Below are 24,553 nucleotides of genomic sequence, written 5' to 3'. Positions count from 1 at the left end.
CCTACTTTCCGTAATATACTGTTTTTAATAGTTCTGCAAATCCTTCTACCTCTGGTATTACTGGATTAGTTTTTGTACATCCATCTTTCTTTGCTGTTTCAGCCATTTCCATAAGCTTTTCTTCATATTCTTGGTCATTATCTATGATTTCCTTTAATGTTTTAGGTACATTAAGAGCTGCATTTAAGTCTGCAATAGCATCTGCTAAAGAATCTACACCCAATTTATTAGCTAGATATTCATAGCGTGCTTTTGCCTTTTCATCCTGCATATTGTACTCTACTATATAAGGAAGAATAACTGCATCTGCAAGTCCATGCGGTACTCCAAAGAACCCGCCAACAGTATGCGCCATGCTGTGAACTATACCTAATGATACGTTAGTAAATGCAAGTCCAGCTACCATAGATGCATTAAGCATCGCTTCTCTATATTCAAGATTGTCTCCTTCATTATATGCTTTAGGAAGATATTCAAATATATCTAAAATAGCTCTCTCAGCTAAAGTATCCGCTAACATGTTCCCTCTTGTAGAAGTGTAAGCCTCTACTGCATGAGTTAAAGCATCCATACCTGTTTCTGCTGTTATTTTCTTAGGCATTGAAGCTGTTATTCCAGGCTCTAACAATGCTACGTCAGGCATCATCTCCATATCTCCTATACCATACTTCATGTGTGAATTAGCGTCAGAGATAACTACTGAACGACTTACTTCACTAGCAGTACCACTAGTTGTAGGGATACATATCATTTTCGCTTTGTTTCTTAGAGCTGGAACCTTGTTTGGACTCATAATATCTTGAATGTTCTTTAATTCAGGATGCTCATAAAATACCCACATAGCTTTTGCAGCATCCATTGCAGAACCTCCACCAAGACCGATAATCCAGTCAGGCTCAAACTCTAACATTTTCTTTGCTCCTCTTAGTACAGTATCAAATGTTGGATCTGGCTCTACACCACTGATAACTTGAGTTTCTATACCTGCTTCCTTAAGATTGTCTTCTATTACCTTTAAATATCCATTTCTTATAACACTTCCGCCACTAATAACAATCGAAGCCCTTTTTCCCTTTAATGTCTTTAAATAATCAAGAGCGCCTTGTCCAAATACTAAAGCCTCTCCTGCTAATTTCATAGGTCTCATCATTTAAACCAACTCCTTTATTTTAACTCTCCCATAAGTTCTATTACTTTGTTTTTATCTACTGGGTTAGATACCACACCATCTATTTTCAAGCTTGAACCAACAATAGCTCCATCAGCAATCCCCATTTGCTCTTTAATGTTTGAAGTTTTTATTCCACTTCCTACTATTACTGGAACTCTAACTGCTTTTTTTACTCTTTGTACAGCTTCGATAGGTGTTTCCCCACCAGTATGAGTTCCAGTTACAATTATTGCATCAGCACCACAGCTTACTGCTACCTTAGCTGATTCCTCTATAGGAATATTAGGTATTAACATATGAGAGTGCTTTACTTGAACATCTGCAAATATCTTAACTTTTTCTGCCTGTATCTGCTTTCTATAGTACATTGCATCTCTTGCACACGGCTCCATTATTCCACCAAAGAACTCAACTGTATCAACAAATACAGCTAATCTTATAAAATCTGCTCCTGATGCCTTTGCGCAAGCTAGAGCACTTTGATAGTCACAAAATGCTGCATCTATTCCTACAGGAAGGTTTGTGTTCAGCTTAACAACTGCAGCTATTGCTGCTAATGCAGTTGATTGAGCTAAGTCTAAAGTTCTTCCATATGGAGCATCCCCAGCATTCTCAACCATAAGAGCTGTAACTCCACCTTCTTCAAGTGCTTTTGCATCTGCTAAAGCTTGTTGATACACTTTGTCCATATTTCCATCAAACCCAGGGGTTCCTGGAAGTGGCAACAAATGCACCATGCCAATTATAGCTTTTTTATCTTCAAATAAAGAAACAGTATTAACCATTATTTCGCCTCCTTATCATATATAACAAGACCATCTAAAACTACTTTTATTAAATCCTCCTCAGCCTTATCCCTTGCTTCTCCCTTTAAGTAATCCTTTAGGTTTTCTAAAACTGTAGTCATAGTAACAACACAACCCTTTATGCCCATAAGATTAGTTAGTGTAAGTATCGTCCCAGATTCCATGTCTAATCCAGATATATTATATTTCTTAAGCTCTTGTATCTTTTCGAATACATCATTTTGCATTTGCTTAGATAATCTTGACTCTCTCATCTCACTGTAAAATCCATCCATGCTACACATAATAGCATTCTCATATTCAAAGCCGTTTTCTGATACACTTTTATTCATACATGTCATAAGTTCAAAATCTCCTACTGCAGGATATGATGCATCTACATAAGTCTTGCTTGTAGCTTCTTTTCTCATAATTCCAGTTGGAATAATAAATTTCCCTAATAAATGATCCTTAAGACCCATAACTGTACCAAGTCTAACAGCTACCTCCATACCACATTCATACATTTCTTCTAATGCTATTGCTGCTGACGGCCCGCCTATACCAGTAGAAGTAACAGTAATTTTTACCCCTTTATAGTATCCTGTGTATGTGTAATATTCTCTGTTTACAGCTATCTCTTGAACATCATCCATATATTTGATGATTTTTCTCACCCTGCCAGGATCTCCAGAAAAAACAACGTATTTACTAACATCCTTTTCTTCTGATTGTAGATATAGAGTTTTCACTACAGTTCCTCCTCATAAGTTATTTTGTATCTTTCACCAATTTCAATTAAGCTAGGTATATTAGTTAAGCATCCCATCTCTTCTATAATAAATGATGACACTACTGTTCCTATCCTTCCTGCTTGTTCATATGTCTTTCCATTAATCAACCCATATATAAACCCAGTCATATAAGCATCTCCTACTCCTGTTGAATCTACTACCTTATCAGGTTTAGCAATGCTTACTTGCTTAGAAGTGACCTTGTCATCTTCCTTATATATAACTTCACTTCCGTTTATACCTTTAGTGACAACTATGCATTCTGCATTACCATCATGAATAAGCATACTTATATCATCAAATCCTAGCTGTGCTTCTATTTCCTCTCTTTCCCCTTCATTAGTGAAGATGATATTGCTGCTCGTTAAAAACACTTTCAATACATCTAATGGAAAAGCTTTGAAATCACATTTCATTCCAAATACCACTGGGATATTTTCTTCATTGCAAGCTCTCATAAACTGCATATTATAGTCGGTATTTCCTACTGTTATAACTCCGTACTTAGCTTTTTTTACTATGTCTTTATCTATTTTAAATTCGTACTTGCTATCCATTGCACCAGGGTAGAATAGAGTGATATGATGCCCTTCACTATTTTCCACAAGATAAGTGTTTGAAGTAACATCTTCATCAACTCTGTGTATAGCATCAAGATCGATTCCAGCATCCTCTAAAAATTCCTTAAATCCCGTCGATTCAAAATCAGCTCCTACGCTCATCATTGGCATTGACTTAAGACCAAGTCTAGCACCTAAATAAGCTATATTTACATTGCATCCACCATAATATATCTTGCTATTATCAGAGTTCTGTATAATAGAAGTAATACCAATAGAAGGAGTATCGTTCAATTTTATTATTCTATCAAGGCTGGGATAACCTACTGCAATTAGATCAATATCCTTTACCATTACAGTTCACCACCATCTAGCAATGCAAATAGTTCGTCTGTACTTACTACTTTACCAAAGTATTTGTGGATATCTGTCAAGTGCACTTCATTTACCACATCACTGTTTGTTGCAACACATTCTCTTGGAACTATAACGTTATAGTTTAATAAGTATGCATCATGAACTGTTGCTCTGATACAGCAATTTGTCTTTGTTCCACAAATAATTGTATTTTCTATCTTATGCTCTCTTAGTACCATATCTAAATCTGTGCCAAAGAATGAACTATATCTTCTTTTCTTTATTAAATAGTCAGTTTTTTCATTGTATCCAAGCTCAGGCATTAGTTCATCTCCACCTGTTCCCTCCATACAATTCTTCCTAACCATTGTAAGCTCTTTATCATATTTATCCTTTCTATGAGAGTGTTGCATAAATACAATTAAAACTTCTTTTTCACGACACTTATCTATTACTTTTCTAATTCTAGGAAGTATTTCAGCGTTTTGCTCATAGTAAACTAGTCCATTTGGATGTGCAAAATCATAAACCATATCTATAACTATTAACGCAGTTTTACTCATTCTTTAACCCCCTCATTGTGCTACCTTTTTTCTTTATAATACCAACTACAGTAAGTATAACTATAATAAATACAAATGGAATCATCTGAATAAATGAGCCTGGAATATTTAAGCTCTGTAAACGCATTTGTATTGCATCAGCAAATCCAAATAAAAAACTAAAAATATATGAACCAACAGGAGTTCCTTTTCCGCAGAATATAGCGGCTAAAGCTATAAATCCTCTACCACTAGTCATATTTTCAACAAACATAGTTAAATTTTCAAGGGCAAGGTTTATACCTGCAAGTGCTGAAAATACTGAACTAATCATAACAGCCGAATATTTTATTCTATTGATGTTGATTCCTATTGACCTTGCAGCCTCTTCATTTTCACCTACTGCTCTAACGTATACTCCAAACTTCGTTTTATATATTACATAATGAACTATAATAAGACCTATCAAGCTTACATAAACCATAGGAGTTTGATTATTAAGTATTGGTCCTATTACTGGTATTTTACCTAATATCTCTATATTCACAGGCTTAAATCCCACTATCCTAGGATCAGAAAACACTCCTCTTCTTCCAAATACCGTCTGAAGTACAAAAGATGTAAGTCCTAATCCAAAAATATTAACTGCCAAACCAGTTATTATGAAATTACCTTTCAGACTTATTCCAAAAATACAGAATAGAAGTGCAAATACCATTGATGCTGCTACTGCAGCAACCACAGCTAGTGCCATGTTACCTGTAGAATAGCTTACTATTACTCCAATAAAAGCACCTATCAGCATCATTCCTTCAAGGGCTATATTCAAAACTCCAGCTCTATGAGAAAAGAGACCTCCTAATGCTGCTAATGCTATCGGTGTTGCCATTCTAAGTGTTCCATGAAGTATATTTAATATATCCAAAGCTATACCTCCTTTGCTTTATCAGCTAGCCGACTTTTAAGTTTTTCTATTAAACTGAACTTAGTATTTAAGAAGTCAACTGCTAGGAAAAATATTATAAGTCCCTGAATAATATTTATTAAGGAACGAGGTACACCAACCATTAACTCCATAGTACTCCCACCATTTTTCAATATACCGAAAAAAATAGCTGCTGCTAATACTCCTATAGGGTTGTTTTTACCTAACAACGCTATGGTCATACCATCCCAGCCATATCCAGGTGAAAATCCACTTATAAAACGATGATGCACTCCTAGTATCTCACCAGCACCAGCTAATCCTCCAATCATACCACTTATGACCATGATTATTACTGCTTTTCTACCTACATACATACCTGTAGCTTCTGAAAAGTCTACATTCTTACCTATAGCATTTATTTCAAATCCAAGCTTAGTTCTCTTAAATAGAAAATACACGAAACAAACTGCTATCAAAGCTATGAAGAATGATGCATTGAGCTGAGAGCTTTTCATCAGCCTAGGTAAATAAGCACTTTCTGATATCATAGAAGTAGCTGCAAAGCCTACACCTTGTGCTTTAAAAGGATAACTTGCAAGATAAGTTGTAAATAATACTGCTACATAATTAAGCATAATAGTAACAACCATTTCATTCACATCAAGCAGTCCTTTTAATATTCCTGGTATAAATGCAAATAACCCACCTACAATCATAGCTGCTACTAAAGATAGTAACACATGGATTACTGGGCTAAGCCCTGTAAAAGTAAATCCAATATATGCTGCTGCAAATGCGCCCATATATAATTGGCCTTCTACACCCATGTTAAATATATTTGCTCTAAAGGCAATAGCTGTGGCAAGTCCTGTAAATATCAATGGAGTAGCACTAAATAATGTGTTATATATGCTGCCCTTTCCTACTAATGCTCCTCTAAAAAGTGCACCATAAGCCTCAAGAGGATTCATTCCAGATATTCCAATGAGTATAGCACCAATTATAAATGCAAATATAACTGGTAATAGGGAAGTTAAAATTACTTTAAAATATTTTGTTATACTATTCTTCAATGTCATCTCCCCCTTTTTTCTCTTTAATACCAGCCATTAAATAACCTAAGCTTTCTTTAGTTGCATCCTTAGCACTCATTTCTCCAATAATCTTTCCTTTATACATGACAATAATTCTATCGCTTAATCCCATAATCTCAGAGAGTTCAGATGAAATTAAAACTACTGCTTTACCCTCATCTCTGATTTTAACTATCTGTTTATGAATAAACTCTATAGACCCTATGTCTACACCTCTAGTAGGCTGACTAGCAATTAAGACCTGTGGATTCATAGACATTTCCCTTGCAATAATAACCTTTTGTGCATTTCCACCTGAAAGCTGTCCTACTTCTCCATCATCAGAGCCTACTCTTATATCAAATCCTTCTACGAGTTTTTGTCTACGATCTTGCATACCGCTAATATCTAGCATCCCTTTCGAGCAAAATGGCTCCTGCATATGATAACCAGCTATAAGATTCTCTGATATTTTCATAGTTTTACATAATCCATGCTTATATCTATCTTCTGGAATAATTCCTATCCCTTGTTTTCTGATTTTGTCAGGCCAAAGATTAGTAATATCTTTTCCCTCAAATTTTACTTCACCTTCTGTAGCTACCATAAGTCCTGTTAGTACCTTCATTAATTCTGATTGTCCATTACCCTCTACACCTGCAACTCCTAGTATTTCTCCAGAATGTACTTTAAATGAAACTTTATCAAGTACCTTTACGCCTCTCTCATCATTTGTTGAAATATCTTTAACCTCATATACAACGTTGCCTGACTTTTTATCCTTTTTTTCTACTCGAAGTAGTACATCTCTTCCTACCATCATTTTCGCAAGCTCTTCTTCACTTACTTCAGCAGTCTTCACGCGACCTACTACTGTTCCTCTTCTTATGACAGTAACACTATCAGAGCATTTTTTTACTTCCCCAAGCTTATGAGTTATAATAATTATCGTCTTTCCATTTTTCTTAAGCTCCTTTAAGCTTTCAATCAGCTCATCAACCTCTTGTGGAGTAAGTACTGCAGTTGGTTCATCTAATATTAATATGTCTACATCTCTATAAAGCATCTTAAGGATCTCAACGCGCTGTTGCGTTCCTATAGAAACATCCTGAATTTTGCTTTTTGGATTAGTATCAAACCCATATTTCTTTATCAATTTATCTACTACATCTATTTCTTTTTTTCTATTTATAGTAAGCCCCTTTGTTAACTCATCTCCAAGTAGTATGTTCTCATAAACAGTAAAACTAGGTACAAGCTTGAAATGTTGATGTACCATACCTATGCCAAGCTTTATAGCATTCTTAGGATTTGATATTCTTACACTTTTTCCTCTTACAAGAATTTCACCAGATGTTGGAGCTAAAAGACCAAACAGCATATTCATCAAAGTTGTTTTACCAGCTCCGTTTTCTCCAACAATAGCGTGGATCTCTCCTTCTTCAACCGAAAAGTTGATTTTTCCGTTAGCAGTAAAATCGCCGAATTTTTTCGTCAAATCCTTTGTTTCTATTATCTTCAAGAGCCTCCACTCCTTATCAAAAATTTCGTACTGCAGTCATATGACTGCAGTACATATTGATTATTGTTGAGTAATATCAGTTACGACAATTTCTCCATCTATAATTTTTCCTTTTAATTCTTCTACCTTGTCCAAATATTCTTGTGGTAATAAATCCTTAGTATATTGCATTGGACTTAACTGTACCCCACCTTCTTTAAGTCCTAAAACCATGTCATTTGAATCCTTAATAGATCCGTCTTGAAGTGCTTTTGCTAAATCAAACACAGCAACGTCAACACGCTTCATCATACTAGTCAACACATTTCCTTCTGCTATATAGTCTTGATCAGAGTCTACTCCTATTGCAAATACGCCTTTTTCCTTAGCAGCATTTATTACTCCTTCTCCTGTACCACCAGCAACTTGATAAACTATATCAGCGCCCTGCTCCATTTGAACTAAAGCCATTTCTTTTCCTTTAGCAGGATCTCCGAAAGAATTTGAATATCCTGAAATAACTTCTACCTCTTTATCTATATATTTAGCTCCTTCTTCAAATCCAACTAAGAATTTATCAATACCTGGTGACTGAATACCACCTATAAATCCTAATTTTTTATCTGCATTCATTCCTTTAATCTCTGTGTTTGAAGTTACTAATGCTGAAAGTGCCCCAGCTAAGAATGAACCTTCATGCTCTTTAAATATAACTGATGTAACGTTTGGTTGGTCTACCTTGATGTTAAAAATAGCAAATCTTGTTTCAGGAAATTGTGGAGCAACTGTGTTTAATATATCAGCATGTCCATATTCTAAAGTCGCTATTAAATCATAGCCTGCCTTTGCAAGCTCTGTTAAGTATTTTTCTCCTTCTGAAACATCTTTTGGCTCAACTACTTTAATTTCCATTCCTAGTTCTTTCTCAATCTTCTTTAATCCCTCGTATCCTGAGTCATTGTAAGAACGATCTCCTAATCCACCCATACTACAAACCATAGCTACTTTAAGCTTTTCTGTAGCATTTGAGCCATTATCTGACCCATTTGAATCTCCACATCCTGCTAATAAACCAATGGATATTACAAAAACAAGAATTAATGCAAAAATCTTACTTTTTTTAAACATAAACGTCCCTCCCATTTTAATTGTTTTTTTAAATTAAACACATGAATATGTTAAAAAAATTGTCCTGCTTTAAATATCACCTCCATGAATTAGCCTCTTATTTGTTCGATATAAAATTTTGATCGATCTGATCTATAATGGGTTTTAAAAAACTCTACAATAGTTTCTTCTCCATTAACTAGACCGTATACCCAACCTCTGAAGAATAAAATGGGTTTGCTCTCATCTATCTCTAATAATTTTGCTATCTCATCATAAGCAAGAACTGCTTCTATAGTTCTGTTAGCCCTTAAAACTTTAATATTATATTGTTCTTCTAATACTTTATATAAAGAATTCTTGCTAAAATCATATTTTTCGATTCCTGGAACAAGCTTATATGGTATATATGATTTAGTAGTATTTATTGGATACCCATCACCATAAAAGACTCTTTCTGTAAAGAAAACCTTTTCATTTGATTCTAAATTAAAGTATTTCTGTATCTTTTTATTAACCTTCTCTATACCTGCATGTATAAGCTTTGCTTCTGGTTTAAAACCATGTCTTTTTAGTTCTTCTGTACAGCTTGTGAGGTTAATTAACCCTTGAGTAAATTTTTTTCCTTTCACATAAGTACCTTTTCCCTGAACCTTGTAAAGATAGCCTTCATTTACAAGTACATCTATAGCTTTCCTAACAGTAGTTCTACTTAACCCATACTGTTCCATAAGTTCCCTCTCAGAAGGTATCAACTCATCAGATTTTATTTCTTCATTATCAATCATTTTGATAATTTCTTCTTTAAGCACAAAATATTTTGGTACCATTGAATCTATCATTGAATTAACCATAATTGCCCCCTGTAAACATTAGTAATTAGTAACGACGATACAACATCGTGACGTCACTACCAGTTGATTTAATTTTATCATTTAGATAATCACTTTTCAATAGTAAATTTATAAATAATATATTATATTGTTTAATGTGATATACAATATATAAAAATGCTGCTAGTTGTATGCAATTAAAAAAGCATCTAATTCAAAAATTAGATACCTCAATTAATGTTTTGCTAATTATAGATTAGTTCAAGTGAGATTTTAAGCTTTGTTTTGATTTTATTTCTATTCATCGGACAAAGTTCTCTAGATTCATAATATGATTCTTTTCTTCGTGTATAATTATAGATAAAGCTTCATAGCTGCCAGTTTGACTATCCATCTTTTTGCGCACTAACAAACCCTGTATACTTAAAGCTAATGCTAAATTTTTTCTTTCAAAATCAATAACAAATTGTAATAAATCACTTGTATTATTTATGCTAGAATACTTAATACTCTTAGACAGTTCAGAAGCAAGTTTTGATGCTTTATCATACACGTCAAATTCTATTTCTATATTATTTTTTTCTGTTATCTGCTCCTTCAAGTTTTTATATATATTTATATGTCTCTGCTCTTCTCTTGCGAAAACTCCTGCTGCAAGCTTTATACTTCCTTTTAGCTTAGAGTCCTTTGACATATCAGTGTACATTTGAAGCCCCTTTTTCTCAATTTCAATAAACTTGTCTATTAAATCAATTACTGTGTACATTTAAATCACCCTTTCTATTATCACAAATTTACTTGTATACTATTATGATATACCCTAAGTCTATTATAATAAAGCACTATTATATTTGTAATTTTATAATATTTGTATTTTAAAATTACATCAATCTAGTTATAATAGTTTAGTAATGATTTCTTATATGGAGGATTTATATGAAGCCTAACATCATTTTTGAAGATAAAAATATCCTTGTAGTTGAAAAACCCCCTATGGTTCCATGTCAAAGTGACAAGTCAAAAGATGAAGATTTAATAAATATTTTAATAAATCACCTTAAAGGAAAAAATGTTCATTTAGTTGAACCATACTTAGGACTTGTTCATAGATTAGACCGTCCCGTTGGAGGTGCAATGGTGTTTGCAAAAACAAAAGAATCAAACTCAAATCTATCAAAGCAAATATCTGAGCGCCGTTTCAATAAGCAATACCTTACAATCGTATGTGGTAAGCCTGAAACTATATCAGGCAGTTTGAATGACTTCCTAAAAAAACTTGTTACAGTCAATATGAGTAAGGTTGTGTCTAAAGAATCAAAAGGCGCTAAAGAAGCTGTGTTAGACTATCAAGTTCTTGATAGTATTCAAACCGAAGAATATGATGATCTAAGTCTCCTTAAAATAAATCTTAAAACTGGACGCCATCATCAAATTAGAGTTCAACTATCTAATGCTGGGTGGCCTATATGGGGTGATAATAAATATAATAAGGTATTTGTTAAGAAAAAGGAATGGACTCAAATATCATTGTGGTCATATAAGCTTGCCTTTAATCATCCAGTTAAGAAAACTCAGCTAAGTTTTACTTCTTTGCCAAGCAATGAGTATCCGTGGAATTTATTTGATGCTAAATTACTATCTAGCCTATAGATTAGCATTCAAATATAGAAGATCACCATTAAAGCTTAAAATCGGTATACAACAAAGCAGATAACGAAAATTCTAAAGTTTCCATTATCTGCTTTGCTGTATCTTAATGAAGTTGATTGCGTCTCAAAAATTCTTCAAACTGTACATTTGGTACAGGTGGGCTATAATAATATCCCTGTATCTTATCACAGTTATTTTCCTTTAGAAATTTAAGCTCTTCCTCAGTTTCAACTCCTTCAGCAGTAACTTGTAATCCAAGTTGATGCGCTAATAATATTATAGTCTTAGATATTGCCATATTTTTAGGATTTAAGTTTATATCCTTAATAAATGTTCTATCTATTTTAAGTTCATCTACACTCATTTCTTTTAAGTAGTTTAAGCTTGAGTACCCTGTCCCAAAATCATCTATAGAAATATGTACACCTATTTCCTTAAGTCTTTTTAAAACGTTTATAGTATATTTAATATCAATAATTGCAATAGATTCTGTAATTTCAAGCTCAAGATATTGAGGATCTAGTCCTGTTTCAATTAATACCCTTGATACTGTATCAACAAGACTATAATTTTTAAACTGTCTAGCAGAAATATTGACAGAAACACACATTGGCCCATATCCTTTGTCAATCCAAGCTTTGGTCTGTCTACATGCGTTTAGTAGCACCCAATCTCCAATTGAAACTATCAGTCCAGTTTCTTCAGCAATAGGAATAAACTTTGAAGGAAGTATTAATCCGTCTTTACGATGTTTCCATCTTAAAAGAGCTTCCATTCCTGCTATGTTTCCTGTAGAAGCTTCTACCTTAGGCTGATAATATACTATAAATTCATTATTCTCTTCAGCTTGTCTTAGTTTATTAATCAATATAAGATTTTCTAATTCTCTTTCACTCAAAGCTTCATTATATATAAAGTAGCTATTTCCTCCAGTGTCTTTAGCCTTATACATAGCTAGGTCTGAAGTTTTCATTAGCTCCTGAAAATCTTCTCCACCTTCGGGATATATAGATATCCCTATACTTGTAGTAATAAAAAGTTCATAATCAGTTATTGTAAATGGTTTTTTGAACTGTCTAATAATTGCCTCCGCTACTTTGATAACATCCGCATCATTGCTTATGTCCTTTACCATCACAAAAAACTCATCACCTCCAACTCTAGCTAATACATCTGTTTTGTCAAGTATTTCAGCAATTCTTTTTCCAGCCATCATAAGAATTTTATCCCCTATGTCATGTCCTAAAGTATCGTTAATATGCTTAAATCGGTCAATATCTAGATTTAGAATTGCATGCTTTTTGTCATCTTTCCTTGGAGCATCTATTGCTTCATTTAGTGCCTCAGTAAAGTAAATCCTATTAGGTAGTCCAGTCACCGTATCATAATATGCTAGGTTATGTATTTTTTCTTGATGAATAATCAAGTTCCTATTAGCATTTTCAAGTTCAGATGTCCTCTTAGAAACCTCGCTTTTCAATTTTTTATTCCAGAAAACAAAAAATAGTATTACTAAAACAATGATCAGTGCTCCAGAGACTATTTCCTTAATAAAAACTTGCAAAATATACCCTCGTGATAATAGATTCTCTCCAAACCATTTTTTATATATTTTTTGATACGTTCCATTTTTCTTTATAGTTTCTATTCCAAGGCTAAGCTTGTCTCTGACACGTCCATTTCCTTTTTTAGTTGCAGGTCCATATTCTACCACACCTATAGGTTCTCCTGCGATTTTTATTAGATCCGTCTTTTTCTCCTTTTGTAAATAGTAAAGCCCTGTGAGTCTATTTCCAATAAAAACTTCTGACTCTCCGTTTAGTAGTGAATGTATGGCTTCTTTTTGATTTTTTTTAGGAATCGCTATTATTCCTGGTATACTATGTATCATTTCTTCGTTAATATCTCCTTCTTGAAATGATACACGCACATCTGACAAATCAGTAAGCTCCGTAATATAGTTAGTTCCCTTCAGTACAAACATTGCTTGAGAATTAGTAACTGTCGGACTGGCAAACGAAAAGAGTTTTTTTCTATCATTTGTTTTTGACATACCTTGTATGGCATCAACTTCCCCTTCTTCAAGTGCATTTATTGCTTCTTTCCACTCCATTGGAGCAAATTCAATTTCTATTCCAAGCTCAATACCAACTGCTCTCATTATATCTACATTAAACCCTTTGTAATTTCCATTTTCATCAACGTACTCATAAGGAGGATGATCGTTATCTCCTGCAATTCTTAAAACACTGTTCTCACTGTCTCCTGTATTGTTCATAGCTATAGATGGAAAAACAATAACAAATATTAAAGCTATACTTAGAAACAGAACTCGTATTTTCAAGCTAATCTCTCCTCTGTAAAAGAATATTAACTGTCAAAAAATGAATATTCAGTATATTCATACATCTATTGCTATATTTATTCTACATATTTCTGCAAATTCCTTCACGAAAATAGTCCTGATTTACTGCACCCTTGTCTCTCTACACAAAAAAATACTAGCCTTCGCTAGTATTTTTTATCATCAGTCCCTTATAACTGATTCTATTGTAGCACCGCCTATGATCTCATCTCCATGATACATTACAACAGCTTGCCCAGGTGCTACAGCTCTTTCTTTTTTGTCAAATATTACCTTAATCCTATCATCCTCTAACACTGATATAGTAGCTGATAAAAGCAATCCCCAATGGCACACTTTAACATCACACTTCAGCTTCCCTTCCAGCTTCTCAAAAATAGTAAAATTAGGATTCTTTGCAATTAATCCTCTAGAATACGTAAGTTCATCATCGCCGAGTACTACTTCATTTTCTTCTGCATTTATACTAATTACAAACATAGGTTTATTAAAGTATTCTGCTAACCCCCTACGTTGTCCAATGGTATAATTAACTATCCCCTTATGCTTTCCAATAATATTCCCATTTATATCAACAAAATTACCTTCTTTCTTAGCTTCAGGTGCATTTGATGCTAAGTATGAACCATGATTTCCATTTGGTATAAAGCATATTCCGACACTATCAGTCTTCTTTGCCATATTTGGATCTATGTCATATGCAAGTTTTCTCACTTCCTGCTTTGAGCGATACTTTCCAAGAGGCAAAATTATGTGCTTAAGTTGTTCTTGCTTTAAAGAATGAAGCACATATGCTTGATCCTTTCTATCTGCTATTCCTTTGTAGATTCTATACCTTTTAATCTCATCATCATATCTAACAGTTGCATAATGTCCTGTAGCAATATAATATGCACCTAAGCGGTGTGCAGATTCTAACAATTTGCCATATTTGATAATTCTATTGCATGTAACGCATGGGTTAGGAGTCCTGCCCTTTAAATATTCATCTATAAATTCTTTTTTTATAGCATTGTCAAATATTTTACGATAATCTACAACATAGTGAGGTATTTGTAGAATGTCTGCAACTCTCTTTGCATCCTTAATAAATTGCGCTTCAACAACGTTCCCCTTTGCATCATATTCATCAAATAGGAGCATAGTAAGTCCTATGACCTCATATCCTTGTTTTTTAAGAAGATATGCTGTAACAGTACTATCTACTCCCCCACTTAATCCAACAGCTACTTTGTTTTTGCTAAGCTCCATAGTACCACCTTTTCTACCATTATATTAATTAAGCTTTATTCTTTTAATTATACATTATATTGATTCAAATAACTTAATGAATGATAGATAAAAACATTTTTTTCTCTGTAAAAAAATGATATAATTTGGTAATAACTCCGTTATTAATTTTTTTTAGGAGATGAAACCATGAAATTGAATTCTGAAAATATCTCATCCATGCTAGAACGCTCAAAGAAAATATCAACAGAAAATCCGCAGCAATCATTTGAGCTAGCAAGGAATGCATTATATATATCAATGCAAGATAATCTAATAAAAGAACAAGCATATAGCCTTATGTGTATGGCTTATGCCTCTAGAGTTATGTCCCGATATGTAGAAGGTCTGAGATATTCTTTTGATGCTTTAAGGATATTTATATGCATCAATGATGTAGAGGGTAAGATAAGAGCATATAACATAATAGGAATAATTTATTTCTATTACGGCAGCTATAAACAAGCCCTAGAATATATGCTGAATGCTCTTGAACTTCTTAAGTCTACTGAAGACTATTTCCTTACTTCATGTGTTCTTAACAATATTGGAGAAATATATAGAGAAGCTGATGACAGTAATAATGCAATTATGAACTATAATGAAGCTTTGAAGATTTCAGAAAAATATGGTTTTGAACAGAACAAAGCAGCTATTATGTTGAATATAGGTAAAATATATAGTAATCTTAAAAAATACTCTGAATCCTTAGATTTTTTCTATAAAAGCAGAATCATCCTATTAAACACAAATGATATAGTGACTCAAGGAGAAGTTGAGTGCGAAATTGGTAAAATAATGTATAGTTTAGGTCATTTAGATATAGCAAAAAAACATTATTTTACAGCACTAAAGAAATTACATAGTATACAAAATAAATTCTATATAATAGACGTTCTTGTAAATATAGGTATTCTTGAAGCTACGATTTATGGCAATGCGATAGAGTATTTTAATATAGCTCTTAAATATGCTGAAGAAATAAAGTCAGATACAAAAATAAGTATGCTGTATAAGCATTTGTCCAGCTACTATTCTAATCAAAATGACTATAAATCTGCATTGGATTTTTTTAAAAAATATCACTATAAAGAACAAGAAATTGAAGCATCTAACTTAGCCAGAAGACTTGAGATAAAAAAATTAGAGTATGAATATAATAAGAAGAAGAATGAAGTTGAAAACCTACGACATTTGAGCAAGACTCTTGAAGATGAGATATCTGTATCATTTGAAAAAGTTGAAAAGCTAAAAGTTATAAATGAAAAATTAAAAAAAGAGACAATAATCGATGAATTGACAGGTATCTATAACAGAAGAGGATTAAACCAAAAGCTAAAAGAGCTTATAGATAATCACAATAATTCTAAGGAGCATATTGTCATTTTTCTAATAGATATTGATAGATTCAAAAAGTATAATGATTACTAGGGACATCTGCAAGGTGATAAATGTATAATAGATATCTGCAAGTGTATAAATAATATCCAGCAAAAAGATAGTTTCTTTGGAAGGTACGGTGGGGAAGAGTTTCTGTATATAGCCAAAGCTAAAGACTTTGAGTATGCAGTTATGCTTGGTGAAAAAATAAGAAAAAAAGTTGGAGACCTAAATATCAAATATAATGGCAATACAAATTCAGATAATGTCACTATTAGCATCGGTGGAGTATATACCTCTCTTTCACCATCTAAAAGCATTCACCAATTAATAGATGCAGCTGATTCTCAATTATACCATGCAAAAAATGAAGGAAGAAACAAAGTATGTGTAATTTCTTTAGGTATATAATATAGACATTAAAGCATCTATACATTTTGTAAAGATGCTTTTGTTTTTGACTTTTTAGGTTCTTTAATAATACCATATATAGATAATATAATTATCGCACTTCCAACCAAAACATTTATAGTAATACTTTCATGAAAAAGAATAGCACTCATAACGATACTTGTAATAGGTTCAAATGTACTTAAAATAGAGGTGTTCGATGGTCCTATTATTTTTACAGCTACAGAAAAGGCTATTAGTCCAAATATTGAAGTCAGGGCTATCAATATAATGAATATTAAAGAATAACTTTCCATGTGAAACTTTAAAGTTCCTGTTAATAATCCAAATACAAATATCCCTACAGAAGAAAATAATGATACATAAAAAGTTAATACCGTACTATTAATATTCCTTATCTTGCTGTTACCTATTTGTAATATATAAATTGAATAAAAGATCCCTGATGCAAGAGCAAGTAAAACCCCTAAAATATGAAGCTTATTGGAACCAAAACCTATCAAAATATATACTCCAGCTAAAGAAAGAAATAATGATATAACCTTTCTTGCATATAGCTTTTCTTTAAAAATTATAAAAGACAAAAATATAACAACTGCAGGATAAATAAAGTGCAGTATTGTAGATAGTCCAGCAGCAATATACTCATAAGATAAAAATAAAGTCAACGAAGTTGCAGCATAGCCAACTACACCAGTAAAAATCATATTGGGTATAACTTTTTTGTCTAACATAATATCAACTTTTTTAATCTTAAGATATATAAAAAGAAAAACAGCTGAAAATAGAAATCTTAGAGACACAACTGTAATTGCATTAGTACCCCCTCTATATGCATAAATAGCAAAAGTGGGAAGAAGTCCAAATGCAACTGCAGATAACATAGCATAAACTATACCTTGAATTCTTTTCATATTTTCCATCTTCTACTCCTCTAAATACTTATTATCATCAATAAGATATTATACTCGTGAAGTAATAAAAAAGCTATCTTCTATTTGCGAAATAAAGCCTTAATTTCTTCTTATAATCTTGAAAAGCTATGCTTTGCTAATCATTATATTATATTAGTCTAAATTGCATTATTTCTTCAAAACCACAAATGCACCCTTTTTTATGTTGTCAAAAATAAATACATCTTCTTCCTTAGTAATATACTTATTTATAAACGATTTTAAAGTTACTGTTTCCATTTCTGATTCTATATGGAAAAACTTTTTAAAGTAGTCAATGGACTCTTCATAGCTATCAAAAATTTGAGGAAAATTGTATTCTATTTCTTCACAGTAATACTCATATCTAAGTCCATGTAAATCTTCAAGAAGCTTATCTACAGTCTTACTGAATTTTTTTAACTCCCTACCTAACATTCTGCTTAGCTCATTACCATTAAAATTATGATAATTATTTGTAGCTGGACATATTATAAAAGCATATTCATTTATATGACTATAGAGTTTTTGAATACTGCTTATTTCAGAAAATGCATTTCCGCTGTATGCACTTACTGCGAAATCATACACTTCTACATCAGCTCTATGAAATGGTGATACAATGCACTCTATATTTTTTACGTTGTTAAGTTCAGCTTTTCTTTTTAAATTTAATAACATATTATATGATGAATCTAATGCTGTAACATTTACACCCTCTTTTGCCAATTCTATAGAAAAAGCCCCTGTCCCAGCTCCAATCTCTAAAGCACTTTTCCCTTTTCTATTGGGAACCCAGCTTCTAATCTTTTCTAAGAACACATCAGGGTACTCATTTTTTTCATATGATAGTGCTTTTTCATATAAATCTATCTTTGGCTGAGGCCAGAGATACGAGTCTTTCTTTTTTAATTCTATTCCATGTTGATTTAATATATCTATCCCTATTCTATAACATTCATCTCTATTTACTTCATTAACTTCTATAACCTTAACATTTGCTCTCTGTCTTATATTATCTAGAAACTCACTCTCCCTCTGCTTTAATATTCCAAGAACTAATTTTTCACTATCAATTGCTTCATATACTTTCTGTTGGAATTTATAGGCTTTATTTTCTAGTACACCCAATTCGTCCATGACAATAATATCTCTACTATTCAAGCTTTTATCAATTATCTCTACTGCATATGTATCAAAAGTGTCTATATCTATAACAGCCTCTGAAATATCCTCACCTATACCCACTCTTGCAAAAATATGAGTACCATTATAATTGTTTAATGACGTAATCGATATTTCACTGCCCCATTGATAAGTGTTCTTTTTAGTTAAAAATCCTCCTATAGATACATTTACTTCCTCTAATACTCTTTTTAGTGCCGTTGATTTGCCGATTCCCACAGTCCCTGTAAAAAATATATTGTTAATCACAATAATCACCTTCCTAAAATATTACTTCATCATAGAAAATCTTTCTTATACAGTATTGACGAAATATTCTTGTTCCGTTATACTAATATTAATATAACGTTTTTAGTTTTTCAAGCCCAATATATTTTAAAGTTGATTAAAAATATTAAATTTGCCCTTCTGTATATACAAATATACATTTAAGCTTAGCTTCAGCTATATTGAAAAATCTAGCTGAAGCTAAGCTTGTTTTTGTTGATATAAATTTGCTGGTCATTCTTTAATTTTACTTTATTTACAAGTATTGTAAAATCACGCGAATAAAATTGTATTATATGTCAATGATATTCTATGAGAGTATTTATTGGAGGTGTCATAAAATAGATAATACAAGTAAACTCGAAGTAGCTTTATGGAGTATAGCTATTCCAGGGTTCGGACAATTATTGAATAAAAAATATGTTAAAGGATTGTTACTCATTGGATTAGAATTCTTAATAAATATGAATTCTAATCTAAATACTGCTATTGTATCAAGTTTCTACGGCAACACATCTGCTGCCATTGACCAAATAGATTATCAATGGCTCATGTTTTATCCTTGTGTTTATATGTTCGCTATTTGGGATGCTTATAAAGACTCTGTAACATCAACAGCACCATTATCTTTTATACCATTTGCTTTAGCTGCATATTTCGGGACGATAGGAGTAATTTATTCAAAAACATTTATATTATGGGGAGTATTATTCGGTCCTGTTTGGCTTCCAATATTGGCCATATTTTTTGGAATAGCAATAGGTTTATTAATAAGGAAAGCTATCCTATGAATATGCAATGGAATATTGAAACATTTATTTCCGTTTCTGCCATTATTGCTTGTTTAATAGGAAGCTATTCTATAATAAAGATCGATTGGAAAAAGTATGGATTATTATTTATAGTAAGTGCGATAATGGGGGGAATAATATGCTATGTTTTTATAACCATTGGATTTTATTCCTATCCATTTAGAAATTTTCCTACTATTTCAAGAATGCCTTTTGACACTATCCTCACATCATTCCCCTTTTTGGTGCTATTTAGCATAAGATTTAGTCCAAAATCATGGGCATATAAAATACCCTTTTACATGGGTATTGTACATATTGGTATGCTTGGTGAAACTTTATGCTTACTTAATACAGAGCTAATACAGTACAATTTTAAATGGGATTTTTGGGATTCCTACACTTGGTGGTGGATATACCTATTATTATTTGAACAAATTGGCAGACTAATAATACCAGACCATCTTCGCGAGCCTATAGACTCAGAAGCTTTTAACTATGGGAAATGGCTGTTTTACATTCTTCATTTTATTTTTATATTAACAATTTTCTTAGGAGGCTATTATTTAGGATTAGTCAAAGGTAAATCTTTATAATTTCATAACACAATAAAGCCACCAGATTAAATAAGGTGGCCAAATCATATCTATTTGTTTTTGATTTCAATTCTATTTTGAGCAAACTTGATATTCCCATTTTTCAGTAGTTTTCCTATAGCTCTTTTAAATGCACTCTTGCTCATGTTTAGTTCCCTTTTTATTTCTTCTGGTGAACTATTATCATTTAACCCTAATACTCCTCCATTGCTAGTTAAGCTATCCATAATTTTTTTAGCATCTTCGTCCATTTGCTTATATGATTTTTCTCTTAAGCTTATATCAAGCTTTCCATCTTCTCTTACCTTTGTGACTCTTCCTTCAACTCTATCTCCAAGCTTGTAATCTCCATACAGTTCAGTCTTATGTACTAACCCGTGGTACTTGTTATCAACTGCAATAAATGCTCCTATGTCACTTTTCATTCTATAGATTACTCCTTCAACTCTGTCATTTTCTTCATATGGAGATCTCTCTTCAAGTAACTTAGAAATGTTCATAGTAGCACATAATCTATTACTTTTATCTATATATAAGCCTACAAGATATTCCTTGTCCGTTTGAACTTTTGTGGTTTGCTCCTTAAACGGCAAAAGCACGTCCTTTTCTAATCCCCAGTCTAAGAATGCTCCTACTCTAGTTGTTTCTACTACTTTAAGCATTCCTAGTTCTCCAACAGTAAGCTTCGGTCTGTTAGTTGTAGCTATCATCCTATCTTCAGAATCTCTATATACAAATACCTCTATCTCATCTCCTATTTGCACGTCTTCAGGTATTTGCTTTTTAGGTAATAAAATATCATCTTCACTCTTATCATCTTTCGAATTTAAGTATACTCCTATTGATGTACTTCTTAAGACTTCTAGTTTTTGTATTCTACCTAATTCTATCAAACTATAAACATCCTTCCATTTTCTTATTTTCTTTATAGTATTTCCATTAATTATTAAGATTAGCTTTAATATCATATATTATTTGTATGCTACTTATAATATCATAAATTTATACAATTCAAAGTAATATTCTTAACCTCATTATCACTATTATAATAACCCCTTCTTCTTAAAATATATAATGGATATAAGAATAACAAGTCCACTTAAGAAAAATGCAAAAGGATATCCATACACCCAGCTAAGCTCTGGCATATTTTTGAAATTCATTCCATACCATCCTGCAATAAGTCCTAATGGTAAAAATATTGTAGTAATTACTGTAAAAAGCTTCATTATATTATTAAGATTTATGTCCACTTGAGCTTGATAAGCCTCTCTAACTTGAGTTACATAGTCTCTAAGATTGAGTACATTTCTATTTAGGCGTTCTATACGATTAGTCAATATTTTGAAATATCTTGTCATCTTCTCATCTAAAAGTCCATTTTCATTCTCCTCAAGCCCTTCAGCAATATCTAACAACGGTTCATAGTATCTCTTTAAAAACAAAAGCTTTTTTCTCAAATCTATAATTTCTTTGATATAGTCTTTTTTTTCTCCTTTTATAAGATTTTCCTCTATCTCTGATATTTCCATTTCTATGCTATTCAATATTTTATTGTCAGATGATGTTAATTGATCTATTAAAATATATAAAATCTTTTCTAAGCTGTGAGTATTATTTGTTGTTCCTTTAATTGCCAAAAACACGGCCTTTTTTACCATACTTACAAAGTTTGATTTTCCTTTTATAACAAATATAAGATGGTTTTTGGTAAGATAGAAATTTAATTCTTCTAAAGAAAATGTGCTATTCTCATTACTTATTATATTTAACACACCAAAGCTTACAGCATCATACACATCAAGTCTTGGCATTTGCCTTGAATCCAAGCATTCATGTATTGTCTGAGGGCTAAAATGGAAGAACTTATTTATATCCTGCATTTCTTGAGGTGTGACAATCATCCAATATTTATTTTGAGTATTTTCTAATACTTCCTCAAATGAGCATTCTTTAATACTACCCGATAAAATTTTATATATCTCCATGTGATTCATCGCTCCAACTATACTAGAATTGTAATCTATTATATATCTATTATAGCATAACTAATAGTCATTTTTCATAAGTTGGAAAATAACTTAGAGTTTAGCAATCAGCTTTACTTTGAAGAATATCTTAGTGTATACTAATATTATTATCAAAGAGCAAACACCGAAAGGAGTGGGCACCATTAAGATTATATTTAATTATGTAGCTTATTTGCTCCAAATTGTATTAATTATTGGAGCTTTTATACTTCAGTATTTTTCTAATAAAAAGATGGGCGTTGCCAGGTATCTTGTATATAAAAATGGTCAGTTTGAAGCTGGTCTCTTTTCTTCAAATATGATACTGGTATATAAGCTATTAACAATATTTGCAGCTGCGGCTATAACACTTTTGCTAATAAAAAGCTTCAGAGGAAAAAGACACAACTATATAAAAGCTACACTTGTTATTAATTCGGTATTAATAGCTTTTAGCAGTTATTACACTTTCTTTGCAGACTCTGCAAATATACGTGCTCTATATTTCATACTAATAGCATTTTATACTAATATAATAATTCAGTTTTTGAGATCATATTTCTTGCTAAAAAAACAGAGGTAGCTTTCAAGCTAACCTCTGTTTATATATCTATTTACTTCTTGGATCCCCTTTTTGCACAGGATTATTCTCATCCATTGCCCATACATGCCAACCACCATCATACACGCTTATATTTTCCCAGCCAAGTGTATAAGCAGTAATCCATGCTACTGATGCTCTCCAACCTGTTCCACAATAGAAGCTTACTTCATTGTCTTTAGTAATATCCCATTCTGCCCATAGCTTCTCGATTTCATAAGGGCTTCTTAATGTACCATCAACATCTATATATTCTTCCATATGATAAGGGTCACTGCCTGCATGTCCCCAAACGGCTCCCTTTGGTTCTCCAGCTTCTTTTATATAATCATACCCACTTGTTTCACCGATAAATTCTTTCCAGCTTCTGATACTTACAAGTCGATAGTTAGGGTCTTTTTGCTTTTCCATTACGTCTTTAGGAAGTGCAACAACATATTCTGGACGCTGTGGTACCGTTAGTCCAAAATCCTTTATAGCTGTAGGTTTGTTTTCTTTTATTTCTATTTCAAATCCAGCATCCTTCCAAGCTTTAAGACCACCATTTAATAATCTTACATCTTTTACTCCAGCCCATAAGAGTCCTTGAACTTCTCTTGCAGCTGCAGACACATCTTCAGAATAAATTACAACAGTAGTATCAGGTGTAATACCAAAAGCTTCAAGAGATTCTTTTACCTTATCATTTGGACCAAAGTTCCATTCTGGATCACTTTCGATATTGTCTGTATTAAAGTGGAATGCACCTGGTATATGACCTGCATTATATGCTTCAGAAACAGATCCCCATGATGTCTCAAGTATTACATAATCTTTGCCTGCATACGTCTCTGGATTTTCACCTTTTATTAATGCATTAACCCACTCAGGATAAACCACAAGCTGATAGTTTGGAAGTATCTCCATAGGCAAATCCTTATTATCTGCCCATTCTTTAAGGTTTTCAAACTTATATACATCTTTATAATTTAATGCACTTAATTGTTTTGCCATTTCATCAATTTTGTCATTATCACTATGATATAGGACAACAGTCTTATCTGATGCTATGCCTTTCTCTGTCAATAATTCCTCAAGAGATTTATCTTTTAACTCAGATAACCAGTTTACTGAAAACTGAATGGCATTTTTAATATGTCCACCACGGCTAATACCATTAATTTCCCAACCGTTATACGCTTCATCCTTCCTTAGGTCAACTATAACATAATCTGTATTGTCAAGATTCTTTTCAAGTTCGTCAATCGAAATCGTTTGCACATTTGTCTGAGTCTGTTCAGATGATTGTGCATCATTGGATGGTTGAGTCTCTTTATCTGGCTCAGTTTTCGCACCGCAGCCTGCTAATGATAATATTACTAAAAGAGCTACAACTATTAAAGAAACTTGTTTTTTAAACTTTTTTGGCACTCTTTACCACTCCATTCATGTATAATTTTTAAAACA

The 24,553-nt window shown here is 32.4% G+C and carries 22 protein-coding genes and 1 pseudogene; 5 read left to right on the top strand and 18 right to left on the bottom strand.

Annotation, left to right across the window (positions count from 1 at the left end; genetic code table 11):
• Window position 1 precedes the first annotated feature (1 nt).
• From HNR33_RS08180 to HNR33_RS08130, 11 genes are all read right to left on the bottom strand, one after another.
• The gene (locus tag HNR33_RS08180; protein WP_429082165.1) at window positions 2-1,150 is read right to left on the bottom strand and encodes an iron-containing alcohol dehydrogenase; all 1,149 of its coding nucleotides are present in this window, start codon (window positions 1,148-1,150) and stop codon (window positions 2-4) included.
• A 14-nt stretch (window positions 1,151-1,164) separates the two neighbouring features.
• Window positions 1,165-1,956 (bottom strand): BtpA/SgcQ family protein, encoded by a 792-nt coding sequence (locus tag HNR33_RS08175; protein ID WP_429082162.1) that lies wholly within the window; start codon window positions 1,954-1,956, stop codon window positions 1,165-1,167.
• The gene (locus HNR33_RS08170) at window positions 1,956-2,708 is read right to left on the bottom strand and encodes a nucleoside phosphorylase (RefSeq protein WP_429082161.1); all 753 of its coding nucleotides are present in this window, start codon (window positions 2,706-2,708) and stop codon (window positions 1,956-1,958) included. Before HNR33_RS08170 ends, HNR33_RS08175 begins: the two co-directional genes overlap by 1 nt.
• On the bottom strand, window positions 2,708-3,664 hold the full coding sequence (locus HNR33_RS08165; RefSeq protein ID WP_429082159.1) for a carbohydrate kinase family protein: 957 nt from the start codon (window positions 3,662-3,664) through the stop codon (window positions 2,708-2,710). The genes HNR33_RS08170 and HNR33_RS08165 overlap by 1 nt, the downstream gene beginning before the upstream one ends.
• Entirely contained in the window at window positions 3,664-4,230 is a 567-nt protein-coding gene (locus HNR33_RS08160) for a cysteine hydrolase family protein (protein WP_429082156.1), read from the bottom strand. Before HNR33_RS08160 ends, HNR33_RS08165 begins: the two co-directional genes overlap by 1 nt.
• Window positions 4,223-5,134 (bottom strand): ABC transporter permease, encoded by a 912-nt coding sequence (locus tag HNR33_RS08155; protein ID WP_429082153.1) that lies wholly within the window; start codon window positions 5,132-5,134, stop codon window positions 4,223-4,225. The genes HNR33_RS08160 and HNR33_RS08155 overlap by 8 nt, the downstream gene beginning before the upstream one ends.
• A gap of 2 nt (window positions 5,135-5,136) precedes the next feature.
• The gene (locus HNR33_RS08150; RefSeq protein ID WP_429082151.1) at window positions 5,137-6,210 is read right to left on the bottom strand and encodes an ABC transporter permease; all 1,074 of its coding nucleotides are present in this window, start codon (window positions 6,208-6,210) and stop codon (window positions 5,137-5,139) included.
• Window positions 6,200-7,732: an ABC transporter ATP-binding protein gene (locus HNR33_RS08145; protein ID WP_429082148.1), complete on the bottom strand. Its 1,533-nt coding sequence runs from the start codon at window positions 7,730-7,732 to the stop codon at window positions 6,200-6,202. Before HNR33_RS08145 ends, HNR33_RS08150 begins: the two co-directional genes overlap by 11 nt.
• Window positions 7,733-7,792: 60 nt before the next feature.
• Window positions 7,793-8,839, bottom strand: a complete 1,047-nt coding sequence (locus HNR33_RS08140) for a BMP family lipoprotein (protein WP_429082145.1) — start codon at window positions 8,837-8,839, stop codon at window positions 7,793-7,795.
• 89 nt (window positions 8,840-8,928) lie between these two features.
• The gene (locus HNR33_RS08135) at window positions 8,929-9,672 is read right to left on the bottom strand and encodes a GntR family transcriptional regulator (protein ID WP_429082142.1); all 744 of its coding nucleotides are present in this window, start codon (window positions 9,670-9,672) and stop codon (window positions 8,929-8,931) included.
• A gap of 280 nt (window positions 9,673-9,952) precedes the next feature.
• The gene (locus HNR33_RS08130) at window positions 9,953-10,417 is read right to left on the bottom strand and encodes a hypothetical protein (RefSeq protein ID WP_429082140.1); all 465 of its coding nucleotides are present in this window, start codon (window positions 10,415-10,417) and stop codon (window positions 9,953-9,955) included.
• 170 nt (window positions 10,418-10,587) lie between these two features.
• Here HNR33_RS08130 and HNR33_RS08125 point away from each other — a divergent pair, with 170 nt between their 5' ends.
• The gene (locus HNR33_RS08125; protein ID WP_429082137.1) at window positions 10,588-11,301 is read left to right on the top strand and encodes an RluA family pseudouridine synthase; all 714 of its coding nucleotides are present in this window, start codon (window positions 10,588-10,590) and stop codon (window positions 11,299-11,301) included.
• A 103-nt stretch (window positions 11,302-11,404) separates the two neighbouring features.
• Here the strand turns inward: HNR33_RS08125 and HNR33_RS08120 are convergent, their stop codons facing one another.
• Together HNR33_RS08120 and mnmA are read right to left on the bottom strand one after the other, a co-directional pair.
• Window positions 11,405-13,645, bottom strand: a complete 2,241-nt coding sequence (locus HNR33_RS08120; RefSeq protein WP_429082134.1) for an EAL domain-containing protein — start codon at window positions 13,643-13,645, stop codon at window positions 11,405-11,407.
• A 183-nt stretch (window positions 13,646-13,828) separates the two neighbouring features.
• The gene (gene mnmA / locus HNR33_RS08115) at window positions 13,829-14,917 is read right to left on the bottom strand and encodes a tRNA 2-thiouridine(34) synthase MnmA (RefSeq protein WP_429082131.1); all 1,089 of its coding nucleotides are present in this window, start codon (window positions 14,915-14,917) and stop codon (window positions 13,829-13,831) included.
• 168 nt (window positions 14,918-15,085) lie between these two features.
• Between mnmA and HNR33_RS08110 the strand changes: the two are divergent.
• Window positions 15,086-16,726: pseudogene (locus tag HNR33_RS08110) on the top strand (diguanylate cyclase domain-containing protein).
• Between the two features lie 17 nt (window positions 16,727-16,743).
• On the opposite strand, the gene HNR33_RS08105 reads toward HNR33_RS08110, so the two are convergent.
• Window positions 16,744-17,649: a DMT family transporter gene (locus HNR33_RS08105; RefSeq protein ID WP_429082128.1), complete on the bottom strand. Its 906-nt coding sequence runs from the start codon at window positions 17,647-17,649 to the stop codon at window positions 16,744-16,746.
• A 159-nt stretch (window positions 17,650-17,808) separates the two neighbouring features.
• The gene (locus HNR33_RS08100) at window positions 17,809-19,092 is read right to left on the bottom strand and encodes a nucleoside-triphosphatase (protein WP_429082126.1); all 1,284 of its coding nucleotides are present in this window, start codon (window positions 19,090-19,092) and stop codon (window positions 17,809-17,811) included.
• A 314-nt stretch (window positions 19,093-19,406) separates the two neighbouring features.
• On the opposite strand from HNR33_RS08100, the gene HNR33_RS08095 reads away from it, so the two are divergent.
• Window positions 19,407-19,901: a hypothetical protein gene (locus HNR33_RS08095; RefSeq protein ID WP_429082123.1), complete on the top strand. Its 495-nt coding sequence runs from the start codon at window positions 19,407-19,409 to the stop codon at window positions 19,899-19,901.
• Window positions 19,898-20,497 (top strand): CBO0543 family protein, encoded by a 600-nt coding sequence (locus HNR33_RS08090; protein WP_429082121.1) that lies wholly within the window; start codon window positions 19,898-19,900, stop codon window positions 20,495-20,497. Before HNR33_RS08095 ends, HNR33_RS08090 begins: the two co-directional genes overlap by 4 nt.
• A gap of 50 nt (window positions 20,498-20,547) precedes the next feature.
• Here HNR33_RS08090 and HNR33_RS08085 read toward each other — a convergent pair whose 3' ends face one another.
• Both HNR33_RS08085 and HNR33_RS08080 read right to left on the bottom strand, forming a co-directional pair.
• Window positions 20,548-21,465 (bottom strand): CvfB family protein, encoded by a 918-nt coding sequence (locus HNR33_RS08085; protein WP_429082119.1) that lies wholly within the window; start codon window positions 21,463-21,465, stop codon window positions 20,548-20,550.
• A gap of 75 nt (window positions 21,466-21,540) precedes the next feature.
• Window positions 21,541-22,485: a magnesium transporter CorA family protein gene (locus tag HNR33_RS08080; RefSeq protein WP_429082116.1), complete on the bottom strand. Its 945-nt coding sequence runs from the start codon at window positions 22,483-22,485 to the stop codon at window positions 21,541-21,543.
• Between the two features lie 133 nt (window positions 22,486-22,618).
• On the opposite strand from HNR33_RS08080, the gene HNR33_RS08075 reads away from it, so the two are divergent.
• Window positions 22,619-23,089, top strand: a complete 471-nt coding sequence (locus tag HNR33_RS08075) for a hypothetical protein (RefSeq protein WP_429082113.1) — start codon at window positions 22,619-22,621, stop codon at window positions 23,087-23,089.
• A 27-nt stretch (window positions 23,090-23,116) separates the two neighbouring features.
• Here the strand turns inward: HNR33_RS08075 and HNR33_RS08070 are convergent, their stop codons facing one another.
• On the bottom strand, window positions 23,117-24,517 hold the full coding sequence (locus HNR33_RS08070) for a rhodanese-like domain-containing protein (protein ID WP_429082111.1): 1,401 nt from the start codon (window positions 24,515-24,517) through the stop codon (window positions 23,117-23,119).
• Between the last annotated feature and the right edge of the window lie 36 nt (window positions 24,518-24,553).

The sequence above is a fragment of the Brassicibacter mesophilus genome, from assembly GCF_050433385.1.
GTDB classification, from domain to species: domain Bacteria; phylum Bacillota; class Clostridia; order Tissierellales; family Proteiniboraceae; genus Brassicibacter; species Brassicibacter mesophilus.
This window is presented reverse-complemented; position numbering and strand designations above follow the sequence as displayed.

Excerpts from the sequence above, each read along its gene's own strand:
- HNR33_RS08095 (WP_429082123.1), top strand. The coding sequence starts at position 19,407 with ATGTCAATGATATTCTATGAGAGTATTTATTGGAGGTGTCATAAAATA.
- HNR33_RS08090 (WP_429082121.1), top strand. The coding sequence starts at position 19,898 with ATGAATATGCAATGGAATATTGAAACATTTATTTCCGTTTCTGCCATT.
- HNR33_RS08080 (WP_429082116.1), bottom strand. The coding sequence starts at position 22,485 with ATGGAGATATATAAAATTTTATCGGGTAGTATTAAAGAATGCTCATTT.
- HNR33_RS08160 (WP_429082156.1), bottom strand. The coding sequence starts at position 4,230 with ATGAGTAAAACTGCGTTAATAGTTATAGATATGGTTTATGATTTTGCA.
- HNR33_RS08085 (WP_429082119.1), bottom strand. The coding sequence starts at position 21,465 with ATGATATTAAAGCTAATCTTAATAATTAATGGAAATACTATAAAGAAA.
- HNR33_RS08175 (WP_429082162.1), bottom strand. The coding sequence starts at position 1,956 with ATGGTTAATACTGTTTCTTTATTTGAAGATAAAAAAGCTATAATTGGC.
- mnmA (WP_429082131.1), bottom strand. The coding sequence starts at position 14,917 with ATGGAGCTTAGCAAAAACAAAGTAGCTGTTGGATTAAGTGGGGGAGTA.
- HNR33_RS08135 (WP_429082142.1), bottom strand. The coding sequence starts at position 9,672 with ATGGTTAATTCAATGATAGATTCAATGGTACCAAAATATTTTGTGCTT.
- HNR33_RS08125 (WP_429082137.1), top strand. The coding sequence starts at position 10,588 with ATGAAGCCTAACATCATTTTTGAAGATAAAAATATCCTTGTAGTTGAA.
- HNR33_RS08180 (WP_429082165.1), bottom strand. The coding sequence starts at position 1,150 with ATGATGAGACCTATGAAATTAGCAGGAGAGGCTTTAGTATTTGGACAA.
- HNR33_RS08105 (WP_429082128.1), bottom strand. The coding sequence starts at position 17,649 with ATGGAAAATATGAAAAGAATTCAAGGTATAGTTTATGCTATGTTATCT.
- HNR33_RS08165 (WP_429082159.1), bottom strand. The coding sequence starts at position 3,664 with ATGGTAAAGGATATTGATCTAATTGCAGTAGGTTATCCCAGCCTTGAT.
- HNR33_RS08130 (WP_429082140.1), bottom strand. The coding sequence starts at position 10,417 with ATGTACACAGTAATTGATTTAATAGACAAGTTTATTGAAATTGAGAAA.
- HNR33_RS08140 (WP_429082145.1), bottom strand. The coding sequence starts at position 8,839 with ATGTTTAAAAAAAGTAAGATTTTTGCATTAATTCTTGTTTTTGTAATA.